Origin of the sequence: Geobacillus thermoleovorans (assembly GCF_001610955.1) — a bacterium.
GTDB lineage: Bacteria > Bacillota > Bacilli > Bacillales > Anoxybacillaceae > Geobacillus > Geobacillus thermoleovorans.
Genome location: NZ_CP014335.1, coordinates 1,998,501 through 2,023,161, shown reverse-complemented (window position 1 = coordinate 2,023,161; position 24,661 = coordinate 1,998,501). Strand labels below are relative to the sequence as shown.

21 protein-coding genes and 1 pseudogene are annotated in these 24,661 nt (G+C 45.8%); 11 read left to right on the top strand and 11 right to left on the bottom strand.

Features of this window, described 5'->3' with window-relative positions; genetic code table 11:
• Nucleotides 1-187 precede the first annotated feature (187 nt).
• The gene (locus tag GT3570_RS10060) at nucleotides 188-634 is read left to right on the top strand and encodes a MaoC family dehydratase (protein ID WP_011231605.1); all 447 of its coding nucleotides are present in this window, start codon (nucleotides 188-190) and stop codon (nucleotides 632-634) included.
• 159 nt (nucleotides 635-793) lie between these two features.
• Complete coding sequence (locus GT3570_RS10055) at nucleotides 794-2,089, top strand: MFS transporter (RefSeq protein ID WP_062898742.1); 1,296 nt, start codon at nucleotides 794-796, stop codon at nucleotides 2,087-2,089.
• A gap of 100 nt (nucleotides 2,090-2,189) precedes the next feature.
• Here the strand turns inward: GT3570_RS10055 and GT3570_RS10050 are convergent, their stop codons facing one another.
• Both GT3570_RS10050 and GT3570_RS10045 read right to left on the bottom strand, forming a co-directional pair.
• Nucleotides 2,190-2,627, bottom strand: a complete 438-nt coding sequence (locus tag GT3570_RS10050) for a GNAT family N-acetyltransferase (RefSeq protein ID WP_062898741.1) — start codon at nucleotides 2,625-2,627, stop codon at nucleotides 2,190-2,192.
• Between the two features lie 204 nt (nucleotides 2,628-2,831).
• Nucleotides 2,832-3,260, bottom strand: a pseudogene (locus GT3570_RS10045) (DUF4351 domain-containing protein); the annotation flags it as partial.
• A 395-nt stretch (nucleotides 3,261-3,655) separates the two neighbouring features.
• Between GT3570_RS10045 and GT3570_RS10040 the strand changes: the two are divergent.
• The 5 genes from GT3570_RS10040 (at nucleotide 3,656) to GT3570_RS10020 (ending at nucleotide 8,994) form a co-directional block, all read left to right on the top strand.
• Nucleotides 3,656-4,669, top strand: coding sequence for a LacI family DNA-binding transcriptional regulator (locus GT3570_RS10040; RefSeq protein ID WP_062898740.1), 1,014 nt, complete (start codon nucleotides 3,656-3,658; stop codon nucleotides 4,667-4,669).
• Between the two features lie 141 nt (nucleotides 4,670-4,810).
• The gene (locus tag GT3570_RS10035) at nucleotides 4,811-5,890 is read left to right on the top strand and encodes a Gfo/Idh/MocA family protein (RefSeq protein ID WP_062898739.1); all 1,080 of its coding nucleotides are present in this window, start codon (nucleotides 4,811-4,813) and stop codon (nucleotides 5,888-5,890) included.
• A 118-nt stretch (nucleotides 5,891-6,008) separates the two neighbouring features.
• Entirely contained in the window at nucleotides 6,009-6,758 is a 750-nt protein-coding gene (locus GT3570_RS10030) for a ThuA domain-containing protein (RefSeq protein ID WP_011231598.1), read from the top strand.
• On the top strand, nucleotides 6,755-7,909 hold the full coding sequence (locus tag GT3570_RS10025) for a Gfo/Idh/MocA family protein (RefSeq protein ID WP_062898738.1): 1,155 nt from the start codon (nucleotides 6,755-6,757) through the stop codon (nucleotides 7,907-7,909). Before GT3570_RS10030 ends, GT3570_RS10025 begins: the two co-directional genes overlap by 4 nt.
• A gap of 113 nt (nucleotides 7,910-8,022) precedes the next feature.
• Nucleotides 8,023-8,994 carry a sugar phosphate isomerase/epimerase family protein gene (locus GT3570_RS10020; RefSeq protein ID WP_062898737.1) on the top strand — a complete coding sequence of 324 codons (972 nt, stop codon included), beginning with the start codon at nucleotides 8,023-8,025 and terminating at the stop codon, nucleotides 8,992-8,994.
• 183 nt (nucleotides 8,995-9,177) lie between these two features.
• On the opposite strand, the gene GT3570_RS10015 is transcribed toward GT3570_RS10020, so the two are convergent.
• From GT3570_RS10015 to GT3570_RS10005, 3 genes are all read right to left on the bottom strand, one after another.
• Nucleotides 9,178-9,654, bottom strand: a complete 477-nt coding sequence (locus GT3570_RS10015; RefSeq protein ID WP_062898736.1) for a CBO0543 family protein — start codon at nucleotides 9,652-9,654, stop codon at nucleotides 9,178-9,180.
• Between the two features lie 145 nt (nucleotides 9,655-9,799).
• Nucleotides 9,800-10,132: a hypothetical protein gene (locus GT3570_RS10010; protein WP_062898735.1), complete on the bottom strand. Its 333-nt coding sequence runs from the start codon at nucleotides 10,130-10,132 to the stop codon at nucleotides 9,800-9,802.
• A gap of 69 nt (nucleotides 10,133-10,201) precedes the next feature.
• Nucleotides 10,202-10,660 carry a CBO0543 family protein gene (locus GT3570_RS10005; RefSeq protein WP_025039170.1) on the bottom strand — a complete coding sequence of 153 codons (459 nt, stop codon included), beginning with the start codon at nucleotides 10,658-10,660 and terminating at the stop codon, nucleotides 10,202-10,204.
• A 225-nt stretch (nucleotides 10,661-10,885) separates the two neighbouring features.
• Here GT3570_RS10005 and GT3570_RS10000 point away from each other — a divergent pair, with 225 nt between their 5' ends.
• Entirely contained in the window at nucleotides 10,886-11,989 is a 1,104-nt protein-coding gene (locus GT3570_RS10000) for a nuclease-related domain-containing protein (protein WP_044736773.1), read from the top strand.
• On the opposite strand, the gene GT3570_RS09995 is transcribed toward GT3570_RS10000, so the two are convergent.
• Together GT3570_RS09995 and GT3570_RS09990 are read right to left on the bottom strand one after the other, a co-directional pair.
• Nucleotides 11,986-14,046, bottom strand: coding sequence for a UvrD-helicase domain-containing protein (locus tag GT3570_RS09995; protein WP_062898734.1), 2,061 nt, complete (start codon nucleotides 14,044-14,046; stop codon nucleotides 11,986-11,988). The two genes, GT3570_RS10000 and GT3570_RS09995, sit on opposite strands and share 4 nt — an antisense overlap.
• 3 nt (nucleotides 14,047-14,049) lie before the next feature.
• Entirely contained in the window at nucleotides 14,050-16,890 is a 2,841-nt protein-coding gene (locus GT3570_RS09990; protein ID WP_318258033.1) for a PD-(D/E)XK nuclease family protein, read from the bottom strand.
• Nucleotides 16,891-17,055: 165 nt separating this feature from the next.
• Between GT3570_RS09990 and GT3570_RS18735 the strand changes: the two genes are divergently transcribed.
• The 3 genes from GT3570_RS18735 to GT3570_RS09980 are packed head-to-tail and all read left to right on the top strand — an operon-like array spanning nucleotide 17,056 to nucleotide 19,630.
• Nucleotides 17,056-17,229, top strand: coding sequence for a DNA modification system-associated small protein (locus tag GT3570_RS18735; RefSeq protein ID WP_167337621.1), 174 nt, complete (start codon nucleotides 17,056-17,058; stop codon nucleotides 17,227-17,229).
• A gap of 17 nt (nucleotides 17,230-17,246) precedes the next feature.
• The gene (gene dndD / locus GT3570_RS09985) at nucleotides 17,247-19,262 is read left to right on the top strand and encodes a DNA sulfur modification protein DndD (RefSeq protein ID WP_062898732.1); all 2,016 of its coding nucleotides are present in this window, start codon (nucleotides 17,247-17,249) and stop codon (nucleotides 19,260-19,262) included.
• Entirely contained in the window at nucleotides 19,259-19,630 is a 372-nt protein-coding gene (locus GT3570_RS09980) for a hypothetical protein (RefSeq protein WP_318258101.1), read from the top strand. The genes dndD (GT3570_RS09985) and GT3570_RS09980 overlap by 4 nt, the downstream gene beginning before the upstream one ends.
• Before the next feature lie 74 nt (nucleotides 19,631-19,704).
• Here the strand turns inward: GT3570_RS09980 and GT3570_RS09975 are convergent, their stop codons facing one another.
• The 4 genes from GT3570_RS09975 to dndC are packed head-to-tail and all read right to left on the bottom strand — an operon-like array spanning nucleotide 19,705 to nucleotide 24,633.
• Nucleotides 19,705-20,853 carry a cysteine desulfurase family protein gene (locus tag GT3570_RS09975; RefSeq protein ID WP_062898730.1) on the bottom strand — a complete coding sequence of 383 codons (1,149 nt, stop codon included), beginning with the start codon at nucleotides 20,851-20,853 and terminating at the stop codon, nucleotides 19,705-19,707.
• A complete protein-coding gene (gene dndE / locus GT3570_RS09970; protein ID WP_062898729.1) occupies nucleotides 20,850-21,236 on the bottom strand; it encodes a DNA sulfur modification protein DndE in 387 nt (128 codons plus the stop codon). Before dndE ends, GT3570_RS09975 begins: the two co-directional genes overlap by 4 nt.
• A gap of 3 nt (nucleotides 21,237-21,239) precedes the next feature.
• A complete protein-coding gene (dndD, locus tag GT3570_RS09965) occupies nucleotides 21,240-23,288 on the bottom strand; it encodes a DNA sulfur modification protein DndD (protein ID WP_318258032.1) in 2,049 nt (682 codons plus the stop codon).
• Entirely contained in the window at nucleotides 23,251-24,633 is a 1,383-nt protein-coding gene (gene dndC / locus GT3570_RS09960) for a DNA phosphorothioation system sulfurtransferase DndC (protein ID WP_062898727.1), read from the bottom strand. The genes dndD (GT3570_RS09965) and dndC overlap by 38 nt, the downstream gene beginning before the upstream one ends.
• Between the last annotated feature and the right edge of the window lie 28 nt (nucleotides 24,634-24,661).

Below are 24,661 nucleotides of genomic sequence, written 5' to 3'. Positions count from 1 at the left end.
AGGAGCAGTTCTATCCGCTCCACTCCGTTCATATGTTAATGACAGACGGCTAACGGGGAGGGATGTGTAAAGGCCAAAGATGATATGATTAATATTCAGAATATTAACAAAATGGACGGTGGCAGCCGTGAAAGGGGGTGGAATTTGTTTTTACTCTTTTTTGCACCAATCAAGGGGAGGGGAAGGCGTGCGATTTGACCGTCCGTTTGAACAGTATGCGCTTGGCGAGCGCCACCGTTCGCGCGGGCGAACGATCACCGAAGCTGATATTGTGCAGTTTGCCGGCGTTTCCGGAGATTTTTATCCGCTGCACATGGATGGGGAATACGCCAAGCGGACGCCATTTGGCGAGCGCATCGCCCATGGGATGTTGACGCTGTCGGCGGCGACGGGGCTGTGGATGATGGAGCCGGGAGTGGTCCTGGCGTTTTATGGCATCGATTCACTTCGTTTCGTTCGTCCCGTCAAGATCGGTGATACGATTTACGTGGAATCGGAAGTGAAGCGTTTGACGGAACGGGGCGAGGAAGCCGGGCTCGTCACGGTGCATCAGCGAATCGTCAACCAGCGGGAAGAAACGGTCGTCGATGCCGTTGTGCATGTGCTTGTTGCGCGGGAAGGGAAAGCTCCATGACGGGCTTGTGGAACGGCATTACGGTCTGACAAAGAAACGAGTCCATGACGGTTTGTTTTTGGAAGCGCTAACATTATGTTCGTTTTTTTGCTATCATCCATTTGTTTTTCCGTTTCCATGAGATGCGCGCACTTTGATTGCGTGAAAGGGGTGTTGTGAATGGCTGTAACGATGATGGATGCGGCGGAATTGAAACGCCAAAAAAAGCGGGCGGCGATTTCCAGTGTGGTCGGTACGACGATTGAATGGTACGATTTCTTCCTTTACGGGACGATGGCCGCTCTCGTGTTTCCACAATTATTCTTTCCACAAGGAGATTCGTACGTCGCACTGATGCAATCCTTTACCACCTTTGCTTTAGGATTTATCGCCAGGCCGGTCGGCGCCGCGATTTTCGGCCATTTCGGCGACCGCATCGGGCGGAAGGCGACGTTGGTGGCCACTTTGTTGCTGATGGGGTTGGCGACCGCGCTGATCGGCCTGATGCCGACATATGAGCAAATCGGCCTGTGGGCGCCGGTGCTGGTGACCGCGCTGCGTCTCATTCAAGGCATTGGCGTCGGCGGGGAATGGGGCGGCGCTATTTTGATTGCGATGGAGTGGGAAGAAGGCAAACGGCGCGGGCTGATGGCTTCCCTGCCGCAAATGGGCGTGCCGTTCGGGCTGTTGTCCTCTTCCCTTGTGACGACGCTGATGCTTGCGGCGGGCGGCGACAGCTTTTATGCGTGGGGATGGCGCGTTCCGTTTCTCATAAGCTTCCTTCTCATCGCCATCGGGCTGTACATCCGGCTGAAAGTGCTCGAATCGCCGCTGTTCCAAGAAGCGATGAAAAAACAAGAAACGAGCAAGATGCCGGTCGGCGAGGTGCTGGTTAGGCATCCGCGCGAAATTCTATGGTCAGCGCTTGCGCGGGTGATTGAAAACGGGTCATTCTACATTTTTGTCACGTTTATCGTCAGCTATGGGACGACATTTTTGGGGATGGAAAAAAGCATTTTCGTCAATGTGACGATTATTGCGGCCATTATCAATGCGCTTTCCATTGTGTATTCCGGCCATTTATCCGACCGGTGGGGGCGGCGGCGCGTCTATATGACAGGCGTCATTTTGCTTATGCTTTGGGCGTTTCCGTATTATTGGCTTGTCAATACGAAAAGTGTCGGGCTGATCTTCTTGGCGACGGTCGTGGCCATGGTGCTCCACGGCATGCTGTATGGCCCGCAGGCGGCCATGATCGCGGAAAACTTCCCGACGCGCTTGCGCTACAGCGGCGCTTCGCTCGGCTACCAGTTGGCATCGATCATCGCCGGCGGCCCAGCGCCGCTCATCAGCACGTGGCTGTTGCACAAATACGGCAGCGCCACCGCCATCTCCTTCTATATCGTCGTCATGGGCTTGATTTCACTCGCTGGGGCGAAAATGCTGCAAGACCGTGCGCGCCAGGCGATTGATTAGATGAATCGGACTGAACACCACTATGGGCGCCTTTGCGTTCGGGCAAAGGCGCTTCTTCTTGCCGCCTGCTAAGGATGACGGTGGGCGGGATATGTTTGCCTTACACGTTCATGCTCATGATAATGGTGTGGTGCTTGAATCCGAGTGTTTCATACAGTTTCATTGCTTGATTTCCTGCATATACACGCAAACGAACCTCTGAATATCCATCTTGTTTCAAATGTTCGATGCCGGCTTCTATTAATTTCCTTGCCATTCCCTTTCCTCTAAATTCTTCTAACACAAACAATTCGTAGATAAATCCATATATTTTCTCAGTGAGCGGGTCTTGGCTTGCTCCGATTAAAATCCAACCCATGAGATGATTGCCTTCCGTTGCGATCAAATAATAGCTCCCTTTCTGCAATAATGGCTCAATCAGTTGTTTGGCTTTTTCATCTGACGGTTTTGCCTCGCCTAATGTGCCATCGAATAATGCTTGTGGTGTGAGTGATAAAATCGTTTTGTATTCCGAATCGTTTGGTTTTCTAATTTCCATGGAGTTCCCCTCTCCCAATGATTCATAGATGGTTGGTTAGGCTTTTTTAGGCACTGGATCTTCGAAAGTCACGGGCTTCACAAACACGGCGGTCTCCGGGCATCTTTAGGCCATGCTGTTCGTACGACGATCGGTTGGCCACTTGTCGCCGCCAACCGTCTTCTTTCGGTATTTTCCAGGGCCATCCACTTGCTTTTGATTTCCCTACTTTTCAAGCAATGCCCGAACATCTTCCACTGGAAGATCCACCAACTGAGCAATGTCTTTCTCCGTCATTCCTTTGCGCGCCATGTTACGGATCAGTTGCTTCATTCCCTGTTTCATTCCCTGTTTCATTCCTTGCTTGATCCCTTGTTGAAGCCCACGTTTCATCCCTTCTTCCCATCCCGCTTTCCTTCCCTTTTGCTCATAGGAAATGATCAGCTCCAACACTTTCTCTCTTTCTTTCGTTTCCATCGCCTTCACTTCTCTTTGCAGTTGTTGCTCTTCCTCCTCCGACAGCTTCACATATGTTTCAAAAAAGCCCAACAGCAGCCGCTGCCTCGCTTCATCCAGCTCCAATCGCACCAACATGCGCAAAAACTCTTTTTTCAACTCGACTTTCTCACTTTCAGTATACCCCATTTTGCCAAGATTCTGTTTTGTATTGGCTTCCCGTCATCCAAGCACCGACCTGCCAGCACCACAAATGTTCCTGAACTTTTGGTTCTTGTCGAAAGAGCGGGGGTGCGCTAGTCTTGGACAATGCTTGGATTCATCATGTGATACGTCTTTTATAGAGACGAAGTGTTGAACGCTGTCCCACCTGCGCTTGCGCTTGGAGGTGGGGGCATCGATTCATCCCATACTTACGCTTATGCGTGGAAGTGGAGGTCTTCCCGGTGCGGGATGATAAAAATCCATTTCTTTATATGAGAAAGGGGCAAACCATGTCTAAGACGGATCGAAAAAACAACGCTTGACAACCGCCCTGTCTTTCATATACGATGAATATGTAATCGATTACATAACTGAGAGGACTATAACGAATGGCAAGCATAAAAGACGTGGCGAAACGGGCGAACGTATCGACGGCCACCGTGTCGCGCGTGCTGCGCAACGCGGGCAACGTCACTGAAGAGACAAGGCAGCGCGTGCTCGAAGCCATTGAAGCGCTGAACTACCAGCCGAACGTGCTCGGCCGGTATTTGCGGCGGATGGAGACCGAGACGGTGCTCGTCGTCGTGCCCGATATTACGAATCCGTTTTTCTCGAAGGTGCTGCGCGGCATTGAAGCGGTCGCCCTCAAGCACGGCTATCAGGTGCTGCTTGGCGATACGCAAAACGATGTCCGGCTTGAGGAGCAGTATTTGAATTTGCTGCCGCAGCGGCAAGTCGACGGGATGATTTTTTTGACCGCCCGCATCGGCAAAGAGCTGGTGGAAGAGATGGCGCGGCAGTTTCCGATCGTCTTGGCGTGCGAGTATTTGGAAGGGGCGGACATCCCGACCGTTTCGATCGACAACATCAGCAGCGCCCGCAAGGCGACAGAACACTTGATCCGCCTCGGCCATTGCCGCATTGCCCACCTGTCCGGGCCAATGAACATCATTTTAAGCCGCGATCGGCTGCGCGGCTACCAACAGGCGCTGGCCCAGCATGAGCTTGAGGCGGACGCTGCGCTCGTGCAGGAGGGTGATTTCACCTATGAGTCCGGATATAATTTGACGCTGAAGCTGCTCGCTCTTGAGAAGCCGCCGACCGCGATTTTCGCCGCCAACGATGAGATGGCGATTGGGGCGATCAAAGCGGTTCGCCATCGAGGCGGACGCGTTCCCGACGATGTGGCCGTTGTCGGATTTGACGACATTCAAATGGCCTCGATTTTTGAACCGAGCCTCACAACGATCGCCCAGCCGATGTTTGAGATCGGGCAAAAAGCGATGGAATTGCTGCTTGCGCTCATTGAAGGAACGAGCGCGCGGCGGCGTCAGCTTGTTCTTCCCGATCGGCTCGTCATTCGCGATTCGTGTGGAGGAGAGCGCTCTGAGCAAAGGGGCTGACAGCGCTCTCTGTTCGGTGCGGGGGAACGGGCGGATTTTTTTGCACGGTGATGTAATCGATTACATCACTTAGAAAACGGACGGCGAATCGGTGGAGCATATGGGACAGAGAAAACAAATGAGCGCAAGGGGGAAAAGGACATGGGAAACACACTTCCAATCCGCCTCGGCTTGATCGGAGCCGGAGGGATTTCCAATGAACACATCAAGGCGGCGCTAAACCTTTCGGAGCGCGCCGTCTTGCAGGCGATTTGCGACGTCAATGAACAAGCGGCCGCGGAAAAAGCGAAAACGTACGGCATCCGCAACGTGTACCGCGACTACAAAGAGCTGCTCGCTTCGCCTGATGTCGATGCCGTCATCATCACGGTGCCGAACTTTTTGCACGCCCAAGTGTCGGTCGACAGTTTGCGGGCCGGAAAACACGTTCTTTGCGAAAAGCCGATGGTGACCAAAGCGGAAGAGGCGGACGCCATCATCCGCGCCCGAGACGAATCAGGCAAGCAGTTTATGGTGGCGCTGAACAACCGCTTCCGCCAAGCGGCGCAATGGCTTCATGAGCGAATCCAATCTGGCGCGTTCGGTGAGATTTATTACGCGAAAACGGGTTGGGTGCGCCGCCGCGGCATTCCCGCATGGGGGGCGTGGTTTTTTGACCGCGAACGCTCCGGCGGCGGCCCGCTCATCGATTTGGGCGTCCATATGCTCGATGTGACGCTTTGGCTGCTCGGGAACCCGAACCCGGTCGCGGTGACGGGGAAAACGTACGCGAAGTTCGGCCCGCGCCGCCAAGGGGCATGGCCGGGAACATCGTTTGCGCCTGATGCCGCCTATACGGTCGAAGATTTCGCCTCGGCGTTCATCCAGCTCGAAAACGACGCGACGGTGCTGCTTGAGACGAGCTGGGCGTCGCATATTGAAGAAGAGCGGGCATATGTCGAGTTTCTTGGCACGGAAGGCGGCGTGCGCTGGGAGTGGAATATCGCCGGAAACCGCCAAGAAGTGAAATGGTTCCGCAACGAACACGGCGTTCCGGCCGATGTCACGCTCCATTTTGATGACCAGAGCGAGCGGGTGGCGCTCCTTGACCATTTCTTGACGAGCATCGCCGAGAACACGCCGCCGCTTTGCACCGCTGAACAAGGGCTTACGATCGCCAAAGTGTTAGAAGCGATTTACGAATCGTCCAACCAAGGGCGGCAAGTTCGCATCGAATGGTGAGAAACGCTCCATGAATCGCACTGGCGTCCCAACGAGTCGCGAACATGGGGAAACATTCCAAAAAACACTCGGCCTAGCCGCATACAGGCAGGCCGAAAGAACCAAGGGGGATTAATGAATGACCACACCCATCCGCGTTGTCGTCTGGAACGAATTTCGCCATGAAAAGAAAGATGAACAGGTAAGAGCGATTTATCCGGAAGGAATGCATACCGTCATCGCGAACTACCTAGCCGAAGCAGGGTTTGACGCCGCGACCGCTGTCTTGGACGAACCGGAGCACGGCTTGACCGACGAGGTGCTCGACCGGTGCGACGTCCTCGTCTGGTGGGGGCATATCGCCCATGACGAAGTGAAAGATGAGGTTGTCGAACGCGTCCACCGCCGCGTGCTGGAAGGAATGGGGCTCATTGTCCTTCATTCCGGCCATTTCTCGAAAATTTTCAAAAAGCTGATGGGGACGACATGCAATTTGAAATGGCGCGAAGCCGATGAAAAAGAGCGTCTCTGGGTCGTCGCCCCGGGCCATCCGATCGTGGAAGGAATCGGACCGTACATCGAGCTTGAGCAGGAAGAAATGTACGGCGAGTTTTTCGACATCCCAGAGCCGGACGAAACGATTTTCATCAGCTGGTTTGAAGGCGGAGAAGTGTTCCGCAGCGGCTGCACGTTTACGCGCGGGAAAGGGAAAATTTTCTACTTCCGCCCTGGCCATGAAACGTACCCGACGTACCATCACCCGGATGTGCTGAAAGTGATCGCCAACGCCGTCCGCTGGGCCGCGCCGGTCAACCGCGGGGAAATCGTCTTCGGCAACGTCAAGCCGCTTGAGCCGATCAAAGCGAAACAAGGAGGAGTGACGCAGTGAAACCGATCAACGTCGGCATTATCGGCACGGGCTTTTCCGCTTCTTCCCATATTGAGGCGCTCCGACGCCTGCCGTTGGTGAACATTGTCGCCATCGCCTCAAGCAGCCAAGAAAAAGCGGAGGAAGCCGCGCGCCGGTTCGGGATTCCGAAAGCATACGGCGACTACCGCGCTTTAATTGACGACCCGGACGTCGAAGCCGTTCACAACTGCACGCGCAACGTTTCGCATTTTCCCATCAACAAGGCGGTGCTTGAGGCGGGAAAACATTTATTGTCGGAAAAGCCGCTCGCCATGGACAGCGAACAGTCGGCGGAATTGAAGCGGCTCGCTGAACAAAGCGAAAGCCTTAGCGCGGTCTGCTTCAACTACCGCCACTACCCGCTCGTTGTCGAGGCGAAAGAGCGGCTTGCCCGTGAGGCGAAGCGCGTCCATTTCGTGTACGGCGGCTATGTGCAAGACTGGCTCTTGTATGACACCGACTACAACTGGCGGCTTGAGCCGGCGCAAAACGGCCCGTCGCGCGCCATCGCCGACATCGGTTCGCACTGGTGCGACACAGTGCAATACGTGCTCGGAAAACGCATCGTCGAAGTGTTCGCCGACTTGCGCACCGTCCATCCGGTTCGCTACAAGCCGAAACAGGAAGGGAGCACGTTTACATCCGGCCACAACCAAGACGCGGAGCCAGTCCAGATTGACACCGAAGACGGCGGCAGCGTGCTCGTTCATTTTGACGACGGCACCCATGGGGCGTTTACGATTTCCCAAGTGAGCGCTGGCCGGAAAAACCGGCTCTATTTTGAAATCGCCGCCGATGAGATGACGCTCGCCTGGGACCAAGAGCACCCGAACCGCCTCTGGGTCGGGCGCCGCAACGGCCCGAACGAAGAAATCGTCCGCGACCCAGCACTCTTGTCGCCGCAAGCCGCCGCTTACGCCCATTATCCAGGCGGCCATGAGGAAGGCTGGCCGGACGGGCTGAAAAATTTGTTCCGTGATTTTTACTGCGCCATCATCCGGAAACAACGCGGCGAGGCGCTCGGGGAACTGCCGTTTGCGACGATCGCTGACGGCCACCATACGATGACGATCGTCGACGCCATTTTGGAAAGCCATCGCACCAAACGGTGGGTGCGGGTGGCGGAATAAGCGGCGTCAGCGCGGCCAGCACGGGCGCGAACGGCGCGCCAAAACAAAACGACACGGCGGAGCCGGCCGCCGACCGGCCGGCTTCACACCGCTAGAAAGGGGAGAAGAACGAGATGAAAGTAGGCGTATTTACCGTCTTGTATCAACAGCTGCCGTTGGAAGACATGCTCGACAAAGTCGCCGCCATGGGCATTGAGGCCGTCGAGCTTGGCACCGGCAATTACCCGGGCAACGCCCATTGCGATCCTGATGTACTTTTGGACCAGCCGGAAAAAATCAAAGCTCTGAAAAAAGCCGCCGCCGACCGCGGCCTTGTGATCAGCGCCTTAAGCTGCCATGGCAACCCGCTTCATCCGGACAAAGCGTTCGCGAAACAGTCGCATGATACATGGAGGAAAACGGTCAGGCTCGCTGAGCAGCTTGAAGTCCCGGTCATCAACGCCTTCTCCGGCTGCCCGGGCGACCATCCCGGCGCCAAATACCCAAACTGGGTCACGTGCTCTTGGCCGCCGGATTACTTGGAAATTTTAAAATGGCAATGGGAAGAAGTCGTCATCCCGTACTGGCGCGAAGAAGCAGCGTTCGCCAAGGAGCACGGCATCACGCAAATCGCCTTTGAAATGCATCCGGGCTTCGTCGTCTACAACCCGGAAACGCTCCTCAAACTGCGCGAACACGTCGGTGAAGCGATCGGCGCCAACTTTGACCCGAGCCACTTGCTTTGGCAAGGCATCGACCCGGTTGAGGCGATCAAACTGCTCGGCCGCGAAAAAGCGATTTTCCACGTCCATGCGAAAGACACGTACTTAGACGAAGCGAACATCCGCAAAAACGGCGTGCTCGATACGAAACATTACAGCCAAATTCTCGATCGCTCATGGGTGTTCCGCACCGTCGGCTACGGGCAAAGCGAAAAAATGTGGCGCGACATCGTCAGCGCCCTGCGCGCCGTCGGCTACGACTACGTGCTGTCAATCGAACACGAAGATATGCTCGCTTCGATCGATGAAGGGCTGTCAAAGGCCGTCGCCCTCTTGAAAAAGGTGTTGTTCAAAGAAGAACTGCCGGAGATGTGGTGGGCATAAAAAGAAGGCGGCAAGGAGCGAGGGGCTCTTTGCCGCCTGTATGCTTGCTTTGACATCTGCCGCCAAGAGATCTCACGTTTTCGACATAGGGGCTTCATGCGGACATTCGTTCGGCCGCAAACAGTTTCTTTTGGAAAGCCAACGTTGTCTCTTGTCCGTTCGGGCGCTTCTGTGACGAAGCGGTCATGAACGCCAGCGGACGGACTCTTCCCAGCGGTTGATCCACTTCATCAGCATCCGAACGAAAAACGACAGAAGAAAGATCGTGACAAACGAATGCATCCATGTCCACGTATGGTACGTGATCAAATTTGTATACTTTTCATAAAGAACTTCTATGAACGTCAAAGCGGCTGTATACAAGGCGCATTGTCCGACAATGCCGAAAAAGCTCGAATGGTACGACGTTCGATAAAAATACACGCACATGATCGGATACAGAAAGTATTCAAACAAGATGCTCGTGTCGAAGTATTGCCCCAAAAACCTCACGGGATAGTCGAGCAAATGCTTTTCGACCACAATGACACCGAAAAAGGTGGAAAAATAAGCTTTCAATAAAAACACGAGAATCACGTCTTTAATGGGCGGTTTGCGCAAACTGAAAGCCAGTAGGATGAGCCCTAGAACCAACAACGCCCATAAATGGAATCGATCCATGTCTTCACCCTCTCCTGTTAGGGCACACTGTTGCCCAGCCTATGCGGCCAATGGGGATAGCACAGTTCACCGGGAGTGGAATCAGGCGTGTGCGCAAGCGCGTCTGTCGGCTGTTCATGTAGGATGGCTCGGGGGGCAACCGCTTTTACATAGCGTGCGCTGTCTGGCTGCGGATGCGCCCCTTCAGCAGCAGAAGCTGGTGACCATCCACCGTCAAATCAATCATCGCCCCGTTCAATATGTCTTCTCCTGATTTCCGCCCGTCCGCCTGCAAATACTTCACTCGATACCATTTTCGCCCATATTCAAAATAGAGATACTGTCCGCGCTGGAAATCGATCCAAAACTTCACCCGCTCGCCGTTCACAGTCTTCCATACATACCCCCAAGCCCGGTCTTGGCGGATCGGCGCCATTTTCGGGCGCACGGAATTGATGGCTTCATAATACAGGCGGTGTTTGATGTCAAACAGCACCATCCTATTCGCCTCCTTTTGGACAACTATACTATATGTATAGCGCCAACTAGGAGAAATAGACATGCCAGCTCACCCGTTTTCTTTCAGCAGCCGTCCCGCCATCACCCGAACCGCGAGCGTCACGACAAACATCGAGACGAATGAATATCCCCACTTCCACGTATGGTATTCGATCAGGTCGGTGTGCCGCTCCAACAGGATCTCGACCGCCGTCATCCCCCCTGTATAAGCGGCGCACTGCATCCATATCCCCTTCCAGCCCGAGCGGCGCGATGTCCCGTAAACGTACACACTGACAACAGGGTAAAGCAAGTATTCAAAGATCACGCTGTCGTTCGTATAATCTGGAAACAGCCGCACCGGATAGGCAAGCATTCCCGCCCCGCTGACGATCAGGCCTGCCAAACTGGAAATATACGCATTCAGCAAAAACGAAAGCCATACTTCCCTTGGTGAAAGAAAGCGGAAGCTGAGCCCCAGCAAACCGATGCCCACCGCAGCAAGCAGCCAAAGGATCGAGTGTTCCATCATAGCCCCAAGCGCGAATTATGTCGATTTTTCTTAGTATGGGATGAAAGAGGGGGGAGTATGTGGGTGTATGGGAATTTTGATTGGATTAAGGACACAAACGCTGAATTTTGAGGAAGAGACAATGATGTTTTGTTTAAAAACAGAGAAGCGGTATAATAAATGCATGAGAAAATTCAATAAAATTTCTGTGACGAATGGCATGTTTGAGAGAGGGAAAAGAAAATGGCGTATATTATTCCAGAATGTCCGACATTTAAAACAAGAGGAGAAGAGAAGCTATTTAATGCTTTAAAAGCAAACCTGGACGATTTATGGACAGTGTATTATGAACCTGTAATTAACGGGAAATATCCAGATTTTATACTTTTTCACGAATATTACGGCATTCTTATACTAGAGGTAAAGGATTATACTACTCAGACGATTCTGGAAATTAGAAAGGATTACTGGAAAATATACAGCCAGGGGAAGGAGGTCAGTATAAAAAACCCGTTTAGTCAAGCAATTGAGTATCGAAATGAGTTAATAAATCTACTAAGCAAACACAAGGAATTAGTGGAACAAGCAGGAAACTTTCAAGGGAAATTGAAGTTTCCAGTCGCTGTAGGATGTGTTTTTGTAGATTTGACAGCGTCTGATATTATCAACTTGTGCATTGATCAGGTGATTCCGCTAGGACAATTGTTCTGTATGGAAGATCTTGAGGACAGTCATGTCTTTAACGAAAAAATCAACGGCATAATGGAAAAACTCTTCACCATTAACAGTCTTTCACGAGAAGAAGCCCGCATTGTAAAACAAGTTATTTATCCAGTGATTAAAGTTAATTATTCTGGACAAGTAGATAGATCATTGGAAGAGGAACAACAAACGGGAAAAGAGGAGAAGGAACGAAAAGAAATATTGAATGTTCAATTGATTTCTTTTGAACATTATGTTGATGAATTTTATTATGTTGTTGATCGAGTCCATCATCTTTGCCAAACGGGAGCAGCAAGAAACATAACGATTGCCTATCCGTTAAATCGCTTCTTGAGAAGAGGAACAGTAAAGGAGTTTATTAGTGATTTATTAAAAAGCAGAGGGCTTTTGGCAAAAAGAGGGCTGACACTGAAGCTTTTTGAGTTGGAACAGTTAAGCGACTATTGTAGGAGTACGGACTATCTCTTTATTGTCGATATTAACTCTATTCGTTCAACTGCTGTTTATGAACGACAGCTGAGACCGATTATAGAGGGAAAGATCTACAACGGTCCTATCATGTTAACGGCGAATAAGCCATCATGGCTGACGAAGAAGCTAAAAAATCGATTAGCGCAACGCTAATCGATTTTTAGCCAATTTTGATAGCAAATTTTGCTTTCTGGACAGTTCGCAGAGCCAACGAGTACAAGTTTTTCCTTGGCTCGTGTTAAGGCAACGTATAACACTCGCAGTTCCTCCGAATAAATTGAATATTGATTTAAGTTTACAGCTTCCTCATAGTTTTTTGAAACAATTTTTGTACCTGTTGAATAATATTTTTCATAACAAAATTCGAGTGTCATTTGATGACGATGATATAAAATTTCAGGATTTAGCGCCCGCTGGCTAATGCTTTGATCCAAATTTGGAAGGATCACAATCGGAAACTCGAGCCCCTTAGCCTTATGAATCGTCATCATTGTTACATACCGGTCATCGGAATCAACATCCAAAACATCTGCCTGCGGTTCATCTTTCTCCGCCTGAATCATAGCTGAGAGCCATTGGATGAACTGCCCTAAGGTAATGTGTTCATTGAAACCTAAATCTCTTGCAAGCTGTTTTAATTTTACGAGATTGGCATAAGCTTGTTTTGGATATGCTTTATGGGCAAGGGTAAATTTATAAATATAGTCTAATATTTGCGCTGGTGTGAATTTTGGGATTAACGGCTTTATATTTCTATAAAGTTCGTCGAGTTTACTGCGATCATAATTAATAAAAATAGTACCCAATGCCTCAAAAGCGTATTTGCTCATTGTCGGCATGTATAGATATTGGAGCAGCTTCAGGGCATCGATGATTTCCCGGCAGTTGTAAAAGTCTCCGCTTCCAATCACCTTGAAAGGAATTTTTTGATTTGTAAACTCTTTCTCAAATGCTTTAATCTCAAAGTTCTTTCGAAATAACAGACAATAACGGCTAGGATCGTCGTTGCTTAATTTTTTCTTCAGCCACTCAGCTACTTTTTTCGCCTGCGATTCCGTCGGATTGCATAGAATCCATTCCGATATTTCGCTAAAGCTTATATGGGCCCCCTCTTCTTTTGGTTTTAGCGGTTCCTGGTAAAAAGTATAATTACCGCTTTCTTTTTTCTTAATGCGGTCAAAGACGGTGTTGACAAACATTACTAGCGACGGATTGGAGCGCCAGTTTGTTGATAATGTCAGCACCATGCCGTCCTTGGCAATCCATTCCTCAATTTTCGAGTATGAGTCGGTATCAGCCCCACGAAACTCATAGATCGATTGTTTCAAATCGCCGACGAGAAATAAGGCAGGGGCATCGTCGGATCCATCGCAAATTAATTTTACCATTTCCGCTTGGTATAGCGACGTATCTTGAAATTCATCAATAAAGATGTATCTGTACTTTTGCTGGATTTTCCGCAATAAACCATAATCGTTTTTGAGTATTTTATAGCAGTACTCAAGAAGATCATCGACGTCTAACGAGTTATATTTAAGCAAATAATGGTGTTCATGAATGCGTTTTAGCAATTCAACCAGCTCTATTTTTAATCTCCTTGCTGTCCGCTCTTCCAACGATGAATAGCGTTTCGTACGAGTCAGCACCGTTTCAATGTCCAAGCCTTTCGTACGGAGCAATTCATATGACGTCGAAAGTATATCTTTTAACTTATGGACAGGCATAATGTTTAGATGTTCTACAGGCTCGTTATTGGCTCTTTTTTCTTGAATCCAAACTTCGATGACTTCAGTAATTGCCTGTTTATGTGAATCATTTTTTATATGGAAGTTTGGATTAAACAGTACATCATCTAAATAATAAGGCCCTGCTTCACTTAAAATGTTCTTGCAAAACTTATGAATGGTCGAAATTTGGGAAGAGTTGAGCAGTTCAAGTTCGTATCGAAACCGCTTCCGCTCGCTTTCTGATGAACAACTGCTCCATTTAGCATAAAGGCGATTTTTTAATCGTGCTTGCAATTCTTCTGTTGCTTTATTCGTAAACGTAATGATCGCCATCTCCGTGATGGATAAAGATGGGTCTTCCTCGATTAACCGAACAATTCGCCGAGTCAATACTTCTGTCTTCCCAGTTCCAGCACCGGCTTTAACTAGAATTTTTCGGCTGTTTGCATCAATCACTGCTTGCTGTTCTTCTGTCAGATTCATGTCTCAGCCTACTCCCTTTTCTTTACAGGCATTTTCAAAAGCGCAGTAGCGGCAGTGCGCTCCAGCTTTTTTAGAAAAGTGGCCTGATTCGATTTGTTGTGCGTAATAGGATAATGATTGTTCTGCCGCGCGTTCTTTTCGGCAAAACCTGCTAAGCAAATCAAAGTAATCCTTTTTAACTTGATCGAGCTTTTGCTGTTCATCCCTCGTTTCATTTGCAGAGAATGATAATATCTTCCTCATATTGGTAATAGAGTAATAATGAGTGATTGTTGGATAGGAAACGCGCAATTGACGCTCGCCGACAAATGTATATCCTTTAATTTTCGCTTCTTGTCTTTGTTTTGTAATGGATAATGATGCCCGGTTATAATCCGAGTTTGATAATATTTGGTTAAGCAATCCTTGCAGATGGAAATGAACACGCATTTTTACATCTTCCCAATAACGCTGCGCCATTGGAAAAACAGTTTTTAGTTCTTTCTCTGCATGAGCAATAATATTAGGCAAGGCATGCGTAATTGTATGCATATTTTCCTTGGAGACTTCAGGAAACTGATTTACTAATAAAACAACAGCCTTCTCATACAAAAAAGAAGCTGCATAGTTTTGAAGGTGGAAGGCGGATGAATATACGTATTCATGCTCCAAGTTTTTTTCGTAGTAAAATCGCCTTGGACAGAGTTGGTAAACTGCAACATCTTCAATCGTGATGATTTTATCCTTAGACAAAGGCGGCAGGTTTTGTTCATAGAATGGCAAAGCCTGAGCATCGGAAAGTCTGCCGGCGTCAAATAGCAGACCTTCTTTTTCTAATAGGTTTTCAATGGATGACAGGTCGTCGTCGTCTGTTTCCCCAATTCCGAGTGCTTTAGCTATGTCATATAAGTAATGAGACGGGGATAATTTAATTCCGTCCTCAAACCGCGAATAGCAAATAAAAACAGACTTTTTCGCTGCTTGTAGAGCAGTATAGATATAATATACTGAGCGGTCTGCATAATAACGCAACAAGGAAATTTCATTCGAAAACTTTTGTACAGTGGCGGCGTTTAAAATTTTTCGCTCAATATCCGCCGACATCGGCCATGTATAAGCAATCCGTTCTGGATACATATGCTGGTTGAATCGGGTAATAAAAACATATTCGTATTTTTGGTACTCTACGTTGTTTGGTCCGGTGACCAAAACTTTGCTCAGTCGTACTTTTCTTTTATCATTCTCTTTTTCATGTTGCTTGTCATTCAAAACCGCATAAATGCGTCTTGCAAATTCGGAACGAGTAATTGCAAGATGGTTATGAAGAGTCAATTCTTCCACAATTTCTGCAAGCCGCTCTTTGATTTCCTCCTCTATTTCATTTGTATAAGGTGATTCTTCAAAGTAACGAACAATATGGTCAAGATGTTCTGTAAACGTCATATCCGATGCGGACATTAAATCGGAACTGATCGCTGCAATGATTTCAATTATATTTTTTACGTTAATTAATGTGTCCTTGCCAATGTAATATAATGGGTGAGATGTATAATCATCATTTATTTGATCCTTCGCTGCAATTAGTTCGTCGATTTTGTTGAACCAATCCGTAAATGTTTTACAGTCCTCGAAAAAGGCCTGCAGATCGACGATGCACTGAAACACAGCTTTATCAGGGATCTGTATTAAATCACCTTCAATGAGTTCAAGAACCATGTTTATATCTATAAAATGAGGGAGTTCTAGCACTCCGATACGGTCATCGGTATGGATTTTGAGCAAATTAAAAACGGCTCTTCCATGAGGAAGATGAATCAATGAACGTTCAGGAACTTCCATCGCAATTCCATAGATTTCGGCAAGTTCTCGAACCGTCGGTCGTAGCTCCATTGGATTCGGTGTAATTAAGGCAATTTCATGAGGTTTTGCTGCTCCTTGTTCGATCAGTTTGCCCGCACGTTCAACAATATAGTCGAGTTCTTCTTCTTCGGAAATGAAACGCAATACTGTTACTGAACGGTCGCTAATCTCATTAACTTTGGAGTGAAAAATGGACTGCGCCAGCCGCCGGACAGTACTATGGGCAATTTGTTGTGATTTTATCGATTTCCACTCTGCCATAGGTGCGAAGTTCACATAGGTTGTTTTAACTGCTTCGAACGCAGGGTTGTTCGGAAAGTCCAGGTCGATAGGAATAAAGCAAATAATTTTTTTATCCAGTTTTTGAAAACGGTTGATGAGCATTTGATGTTTTGGCAATATGGGCAAGAAGGCACCATCAAGCAAAAGCATGTCAAAACTTTCAAAGTCGTATTCTTGAAGAAGCCGTACACACGCCTGTCCGTAGTCAAGTACACCTTGTTGTGAAAGCTCTGCTAAATAATTTTCATACAAGTCGCAAACGAGTCTCCACGACTGTGTAGCATCAAGAGCGCGAATTTCCTCTAGGGATAGGCCGCTTTGCGAAAGTGTAATGAAGCACTCAGAGATATCTTGTAATGATGCTTTCCAAGCAATATTATTAGAGAATGAATGACTTTCTAAAACCCGCCCAATTATTACTGCAGATTCTCGTTTGGACAAAACGGTATATGGTCCAGTTTTGATTAATTTTAGCAGGAAACGGTCCATTTCATAAAGGAAAATTCCTTTTTGTTCTAATGTTTTAGCTGCTGTTCGAAAATCAGTTTCATTATTTTGAAATAACTCTTTGTGTTGATTTCTGTAACTTTGCAATCTCTTTCGATACAAAATAAGGGTTGGTACAATATGGAGTATTTTTTTTTGACTGTAGAAACTAATATTTTTATTAAGCCATTTGTCTACGTCGTCTGTATAAGGAGTACAAAGTATTTCCAAGTTCATCCCACCTGTATATATTTTCTAAAAGATATAGTATAATATGAAAATAGGAATTATCAACCTATATTATAAAGCAGTTTTTGTAGCTATGGATCCCATCAATTGTATATTTTTGTGGAACAAAAGACACTAATTTAAGTCAAAAGGTATAAAAAGGGGGGAACAGCAATGCATAAGGATGATGAAAAACTTCTGGAATCTATATGCCAAAAACATGGTGTCCATCCTTCCTATCTTAAACAGCTGTTTCTTATTGAGAAAGAATATGCGGATAGAAATATGTACACAAGAAGTGGTATCTATAAGGATATTAAGCGTAAAATTGACGAATGGACGAAATGAGGTAAGGAGAGAGGGTCATGATTTTTGAGTATATAAAATTTAAAAACTATCGCCCTTATTATGGGGAGCAGATTCTTCATTTTCGCGACCGGAAAAAAGAGCCGTCTTCGGTATACAAGAAAAATATTATATTAATTGGAGGATTAAACGGCCACGGAAAAACGTCATTAATTAATGCAATCTTTATTTGTTTTTATGGCCGCCGCAAATTCAAGGCTAAAGAGTATGAGGAATTGCTTCGAAATGCAGTAAACAAAAAGCATCTTGCCGAGGGAGGAAACGAAGGAGCCGTTGAACTTGCTTTCACCGATCATACGGGGAGCTATGCCATTGAGGTAGTGTTTGACCATCGTGATCTTAAGGAAACACGTCGCATCTATCAATTAAATGAAGAGATGCAGAAAGTGAGGGAAATTGCCACGACAGAGCAAGCATTTTACGAGTTTATTGACCAACGCATCCCAATGGATGTATCACAATTTTTCATCTTTGACGCGGAAAAAATTCGCGATTTAGTCGGCGAACAAGACAGCACAGAGACGATCCGCGCCATTCAAAAAGTCGTTTCTTTGGAGCTTTACAATCAATTATTAAAGGATTTGGATTACATATCTAGGGAGTTAGCAAGGGATCTAAAGAAACAAGTGAAAGATAGCGACATTGAGGCGATTCTTGACCGCGCTGATGAAATAAGTGACAAGCTTGATAAATACAAAGATGAAGAAACTAAGATCGATGAACAGTTAGCTGTGCTGTCCGATCAAGTAAGGCAGCTTGAGCGTGAGCGGCGGCAGCTTATTGCGCAATCGAGCGCGACAAAGCAAGAATTGAGCCGATGGATCGGCGAATATGAAGAAAAGGTCAATCAATATCGGGCCTTTTTGAAAAAGTTTAAAGAGAAAGAACTGTATCAATTGGTCTTGCTTCCGGCAATTCGCCAACTAAAACAAAACATAAGAAAAGAACGGGAATATTTAGATGCGAAATATAAAGAAAAAATGCAGTTTGCGCCATACGAGCAGTTTATTGAGAAACTTCTGGAAGTGAGTGTTTTTCCACCTCTCTTAAAAAATCAAAAAAACCAATTAAAAGCGAAAGGAAAGGACATTTGGGCGCAGTTAAATAACATTCAACGGACGCTCCTTAAAGAAGATGTAAAAGTTATTCATGATTTATCAAATAAGGATTATCACTTTTTATTGCAGTACCCTGAAGCGAAAACGCAGAACATTCGCACGGTTCTCGAGGAAATGAAAAAGGCGGAGGATATGTTGGAAAAGTATAGAGCTCAATTTGATGAGGCTCCTGATGCGGTGGATACAACCGAACTTGATGAGCAAATTAAGGAATACCATCAGCAACTTGGGGAGTTGCGGCAAAAAAAGAAACATGTGTTTTCAGTCATTCGCCGGTTGCGTGACGAACATACAAAGCTTCAACGTGAAATTACAGAAAAGCAAAAGCTAAGGGATGAACTCGGGCCGGTCGAGCAAAAAATCCAGTTGTTAAACAAGCTCCGTAGCGCAACACAAGAGTTTATCGACCAAGTGACGTTGTTGAAAGCCAAACAATTAAAACTCCAGGTAGAATCGATTATGGAGCAAATGTTCCGGAAAAGTGAATTTGGCGAAGTGAAGTTCCATCCTGAAAAATTCACGTTGACCATTTATAACAAAGAAGGCCACGAAGTTGATTTAATGTCAAGGTCCGAGGGCGAGAAGCAGTTGATTGCTTTGGCGATGATTTGGGCGTTGACGAAAGTATCGGGAAGCCAGATTCCGTTTGTCATTGATACGCCATTAGCACGCTTGGACAGCATTCACCGGTCTAACCTTGTACAACATTACTTTACGAAGCTAAGCGACCAAGTCATCATTTTATCAACGGATACAGAGATCACAAGCGATTTTTATAGTGAACTCGCTCCGTTTATTGAAAAATCTTATATTTTAAACTTTGATGAGGAAGAACAATATACGAAAATTGAGGAAGGATACTTTTTTGAGAAGGTGAAAAATCCGTGGCTGGTATGAAATTATCGAAGAATGGATTTGAAATTTTACAAAGAGTGATGGCAGAACTCGAAATGGAACGTCCTGACGTGTTAAGACTCGCGTTTGCCAAGGGATTGACGGAATCGGAACTAATTCAGGAAAGAGAAAAAGGGGAGATGGCGAATATCGAGATTCCAGTATCTGTTATCGCGAAAGGTGATGATATCGTATTGATCAAACACTTATTAATTGATAAGGTGCAGACCCAAATTAATGATGAATTGTTAGATAAACTCATTGTCAGCTGCATCGAACAAGGGTTAGAAATTATGAATGAGGAATTAAATCAGCTGACAGGGGCGGATAGCTATTTTTTCTACTTATTAGAAAAGCATGGGATTGCATAGGGATGTATAAAAAAACATGGGATGATGAATTTTTATAATCATCCCCGTTTTGTTTTAAAGTTTATAGTAGATGTTTAAATAGACAAGCTTTTTACAGCATGATCTAAACAGATGCAAAAACGGTCGATATCTTCTTGACTGATGTATTTATTCAGTGAAACCCGGAAAGAACTGCGGATTTGAATAGCATTAAGTCCCATTTCTTTCAAAACATACGAAGGTTCGTTAATGGAGCAAGCCGAGCCGGTCGAGATCGCAAATTGATCCTTTAAGGAACGAATGATCAACTCATTGCTTACATTAGGGATTGTAAAGTTCAATACTCCAGGGATTTTGTCGATTGGATGTCCGTTAAATTGAATGGCCGGAAACAAATCCTTTAGCTTGTTTACTAAGTATGTTTCCAATTCCATCAACTTCTGATGTTGCTCTTTGTAATTCAGTTTTGCCAGCTCGGCAGCTTTCCCCAGTCCGACTATATTATGGACGCTTAATGTTCCGGAACGATATCCGTTTTCCTGGCTGCCCCCATGCAGGAGGGGAGTGATTTTTGTCCGCAAACCAAGCTCCCGTTTCCGGATAAAGCAAGCGCCGATTCCTTTTGGACCGTACAGCTTATGAGCAGATAACGAGAGAAAATCAACTGGTGTTTTAGAAAGGTCGACCTCAATTTTTCCAACCACTTGGGTTGCGTCTGTATGGAAAAACGCATTCGGATAGTGCGATTTGACGTATTGGGATAAAGCAGGGATATCGTTCAAAGTCCCTGTTTCATTATTTCCCCACATGATGGATACGAGGATGGTGTCTTCACGCAGAGCCTTTTTCAATGTTTCCAGCTGTACTTGTCCAAAAGAATCAACGTCTAAATAGGTGACCTCAAAACCTTCTCCCTCTAAAAATTTGCACGTCTCTAAGACGGATTTGTGTTCGATTTTGGAAGTAATAATATGTTTTCCTTTATCTTTATAAAAATGGGCAACTCCTTTTAGAACAAAGTTGTTGCTTTCAGTGGCACAACTTGTAAAAATGATTTCATCCGGTTCGCAAAAGAGCAGGGAAGCGACGTGAGTACGCGCTTCCTCTACCGCTTTTTTAGCATTTTCCGCAAGAGTGTAATATTTGCTTGATGGATTACCGTATTCTTCGGTTAAGTATGGCCACATCGCTTTACTGACTTCCGGGTCGATCGGAGTCGTGGCGCTGTTATCGAGATAAATCATCGTATCATCTCCAATTCAAAATTCGCTAATCCTTTGATGAATTTTTCATAATTCCCAGCGTACTTATACTCATTTTCCAGACATTTTGCTCCACGATCCAGATGTTTTTTGATTAGGAACGGAAAGTATTCATCATCAGCGACAGGACGGCCAAGATGCTGAGCGATCAGAGCCTTGTAAACAAAATCGTACTCCCCGGTCAATGTATTGCGGTTAAATTCCAATCCGTTGGTGTCCGATTCGAATGACTCGATCGGCTCTTTCGACAGCAGGGACAATGCAATAGCCAGACGGGCGAGAACGTTAGGCGTAAGATTTGTGCTGGATTGTAGCTGTTTTAAAATGTCCATTGTCTCCTTTGATGTTTTTAGGCGAAATTGCATAGATCAAATCCCCACTTTTTGAAAGAAATAATGATTTTCGATGTGGACACGGTTTGAGTTGCGGTCATAATGCAAAGAAAATTCGCGCTGAATATACGGTTTCATTCGATTATAGTAGTATTCATCCACTTCCGTATCGGTTGACAAGATAATCACTTGATTGGCAACAACAGGCAAGTATTTTTGGATTAAGTTTTCTTTATGTGTCCGGTCGAGGCGGCCAAACAATGTGTCCAACACAAAAGGTACTTGCCGTTTGGAGGCCTTTAATAGCGCCCAAAGCAGTGATAAAAAGAATAATTGTGTTTCCCCTGCTGATAAGGAGTGTTTAAATATAGGTTTATTGGAATAGTTTAACATCGTGATTTCAAACGTTTGCGGGTCAATCCTAAAAGAGTTTAAAAATTGTCCTTTGCGCATTAATGAATTAAACATTTGCAAAAAATATCGTTCCACTGTTCCTAGATATTTTTTGACCTGCTCCTCTTGATAGCGGGATAAAACACGGCTTAGTTTTTGGCATAGTTCAAAAATATTCTCATCTTTTCGCGCCTGGCGAATTCGCTTTTGCACTTTTTCTTTTTTAGTCATCAATTCTTGATAAAATTTTTGCGCTTCAAACAGTTTGGCTGTGTTTGCTTCAATTTCATATTTAATTTGTTCATGAAGCCGGGTGTGCTCGTTTAGTTTATTGACGATATCCTTCAGCGACTCATCCGTAAGGCTGTGTTCGATCCGTTTTTTTACCGTATAAATTTCATCCGTTAAATGCTGAATCCTTGCGAACCATTCATCAACTAGTTTTCCGTCAAAATGACGCACTTGCTTGAATAGGTCTCTAATTGCCTGCTTTTGCTCCGAATTCATTCGGTGAATAAATTGGAAACGGTCAAAATTAACTCCGACCGGTTTCATTGACTGAAACAATTTCTCTTTCATCGCCTCAGCAAAAGAGGATGTTGCTTCTTTTCCATCAAGGTCCGTAATGCGGAAATGGCACGAAAGCTCCTTGAATAACAGCGGAAGTGTTTCATTGTTTAACTCTTCTTTCAATGTATTGTATCTTTCAACACGTTCCTCTGCATCAATTTGTGTAACCGTCTGTTGCAGGAGCTTTTGTGTAATGAGAAAAGGCAACAGCTCAGCCGCTGTTTCTTTAATTTTTTCAGTAATTTGTTTCTTCTCTTGTTCCATAAGGAAAACTTGCTCGTTTAATGTTTCTCTCTCTCGGGCAATCATCCCCCCTTTGTTAGAGAATTCCCGTTCGAGCTCCTGAATTTTGACCTGCACGTCCTTCGCTTGTTCTTTTAGTTCAGCAATCCGTTTTTCAAGGTTCCGAATTACATTTTCCTGATTGCGGAGGTCGTATTCAATTTGTGTGTATTCCTTTTGTTCCTGGGTTAAGCTAGTAAAAATGTTGTCCTGCTTTAAATATTTGAGCAAATCCTCTTTTAACGTATCGAATAAGTCCAAGTTGAATAACGTCATAAAGGCCTCTTTTACATTTTGCTCAAATTGCGAGTCAAGGACGTACTGCTGAACTCTTTCGCCATCAAAGAATAGAAAGTCAAACAGGCTCGGTGGCAAGTTGCGTCGCAGGAAATGATAAAACTCTTCAATTTGATTGTCAGTAAGCGAAATGCCATTTCTAGAAATTTGCAGATGTTCTTTTACGGTCTCTTTCGTGAGCTCCCATTGTCGAATAATATAATAGTTTTCCAGTTCTCCATTATTATAGAGGGTGAAATCCATTTCCACCCCAGCCATTTTATTGCCTTCAGCTCGAGAATAGATGTTAATTTTATCCTTAATAAAATCGATATATTTTGCGTTAACTGATTTATAGCCTAAAAATAGTGGTCCGTAAAGCGCCAGTTTGATGGCAGATAGAAAGGTAGTCTTTCCTGTTCCGTTTTCCCCCCCGATTAAAATTATATTAGCCCTCTCTTTTTTATTCCCGAAAACAAATTCATTTCGTCCATAATAAATACCAAAGTTTGTAATCGTAAGTTGATTAATCTGCATAGTTGTCACCTTGTTGTAGTTGATCAAAATGCAGCCATTCTTCATTTAAAATTCGGTTGATATCTTTCAGAATGCCGTATCTATGCTTATACCCATAATGTTGGAATTCAAGATTCACGAGCTTTTGGACAAGCTCAAATTCAACTTCTTCTTCATGGCACAGTTTTTTAAGCAACTTAATGTCTTCGCTTTCAAGAAACTTGCTTTCTTCTATGTCCCAATTCGGACGGTGTCCGTATACTTCCTCGTAAATGGCCAAAACGGAGTCTTCCCAATCCCCTTTTTCAAACCAAATTTTACGAATTTCTTTCAGTTCCTCGACAGTGATCAATTCATATTTTGGCTGATGAGGATGTTGCAACTGCTTTTCCGTTTCCAACAGCTTTCTTAAAATTTCTTTCCGATGTTCAAGGGTATAAGGACCTAACCCTAACCGTTTGTTGTCCTCATCGCCGATCAAATATACTGAACCGTTCGCCCGTTTCTTTTCGCGGTAACCTTCTTTGTCACGGTTTTCTAGGAGCCAGTTTCGAAACTTTAGGAGCGGTGTTAGCCACTCATCACCGGATTCAATAAATCCTTTTAACGATTTATCTTCTTGCACAACTGTACATACCCAGCAGCCGAAACGGCTGTTGCCGCACGAAGGCGTTGAATTGTCGATTACTAACGGGCATTCCCCTTGGCTGTCCTGGTACAAAGCAAGCAAATCGGCGTTATCGGCTCCCCACGGGTTGGGAACTTGCATTAGATAAGTCCAAACATCATCTAGCGAAAAATCTTCAATTGGTGCGTAAACATAGGAGTTTGGGAGCTTAGTATGACGCCGCAAAATTTTTCCTTCGACTTTATGTGTATTCATGACTTGTGCCCTTGTCGAGCTTTCCGATTTCCGCACCCCGAGTACGACAACCGTTTCGCCAAACTCTGATACTTTGTTTAAGATGAAGTTGTTGGCTGGGTCTATTTTTAGACGGTCTGTACACCATCTGAATTTCTGTCGAGGAGCCGGGTAACCCCGACCGATCAAGTTGACCCAGAAAGTGTTTGTAATGTTTGGCATTACTTTTTCAACATGAATAGGAAGTTCAAGCTCGTTGGCAGCTTTTTTCATTTTCGATAGCTGTGTATCGATGTGTTCGAGTATTTTAGGGTTTTCTACCATCGTATCGGATGAGATAATGTAGACGGGCTTTGTCAATTCATTTTTGTTCATTGATGACAGCGCATAAAAAATAATCTGAACAACAACAGTCGAGTCCTTTCCGCCACTGAAGCCCACAACCCAAGGGCGGTCGTCTGATTTGTACACGTCTTGGACGTTTTTATATAAATCTTCTTTTTTGTTTTTTAAAAAATAATGCAATCCCATTCCTTATACCCCTTTTAAAAAATATCAA

Bases quoted from the DNA above. Each gene is read 5' to 3' on its own strand.
- GT3570_RS09980 (WP_318258101.1), top strand. From the start codon at position 19,259: ATGAAATTATCGAAGAATGGATTTGAAATTTTACAAAGAGTGATGGCA.
- GT3570_RS10030 (WP_011231598.1), top strand. From the start codon at position 6,009: ATGACCACACCCATCCGCGTTGTCGTCTGGAACGAATTTCGCCATGAA.
- GT3570_RS18735 (WP_167337621.1), top strand. From the start codon at position 17,056: ATGCATAAGGATGATGAAAAACTTCTGGAATCTATATGCCAAAAACAT.
- GT3570_RS09995 (WP_062898734.1), bottom strand. From the start codon at position 14,046: ATGAATCTGACAGAAGAACAGCAAGCAGTGATTGATGCAAACAGCCGA.
- dndE (WP_062898729.1), bottom strand. From the start codon at position 21,236: ATGCAATTTCGCCTAAAAACATCAAAGGAGACAATGGACATTTTAAAA.
- GT3570_RS10055 (WP_062898742.1), top strand. From the start codon at position 794: ATGGCTGTAACGATGATGGATGCGGCGGAATTGAAACGCCAAAAAAAG.
- dndD (WP_062898732.1), top strand. From the start codon at position 17,247: ATGATTTTTGAGTATATAAAATTTAAAAACTATCGCCCTTATTATGGG.
- GT3570_RS10035 (WP_062898739.1), top strand. From the start codon at position 4,811: ATGGGAAACACACTTCCAATCCGCCTCGGCTTGATCGGAGCCGGAGGG.
- GT3570_RS09990 (WP_318258033.1), bottom strand. From the start codon at position 16,890: ATGAACTTGGAAATACTTTGTACTCCTTATACAGACGACGTAGACAAA.
- GT3570_RS10005 (WP_025039170.1), bottom strand. From the start codon at position 10,660: ATGGAACACTCGATCCTTTGGCTGCTTGCTGCGGTGGGCATCGGTTTG.
- GT3570_RS10040 (WP_062898740.1), top strand. From the start codon at position 3,656: ATGGCAAGCATAAAAGACGTGGCGAAACGGGCGAACGTATCGACGGCC.
- dndC (WP_062898727.1), bottom strand. From the start codon at position 24,633: ATGGGATTGCATTATTTTTTAAAAAACAAAAAAGAAGATTTATATAAA.
- GT3570_RS10010 (WP_062898735.1), bottom strand. From the start codon at position 10,132: ATGGTGCTGTTTGACATCAAACACCGCCTGTATTATGAAGCCATCAAT.
- GT3570_RS10000 (WP_044736773.1), top strand. From the start codon at position 10,886: ATGGCGTATATTATTCCAGAATGTCCGACATTTAAAACAAGAGGAGAA.
- GT3570_RS10015 (WP_062898736.1), bottom strand. From the start codon at position 9,654: ATGGATCGATTCCATTTATGGGCGTTGTTGGTTCTAGGGCTCATCCTA.
- GT3570_RS09975 (WP_062898730.1), bottom strand. From the start codon at position 20,853: ATGATTTATCTCGATAACAGCGCCACGACTCCGATCGACCCGGAAGTC.
- GT3570_RS10020 (WP_062898737.1), top strand. From the start codon at position 8,023: ATGAAAGTAGGCGTATTTACCGTCTTGTATCAACAGCTGCCGTTGGAA.
- GT3570_RS10050 (WP_062898741.1), bottom strand. From the start codon at position 2,627: ATGGAAATTAGAAAACCAAACGATTCGGAATACAAAACGATTTTATCA.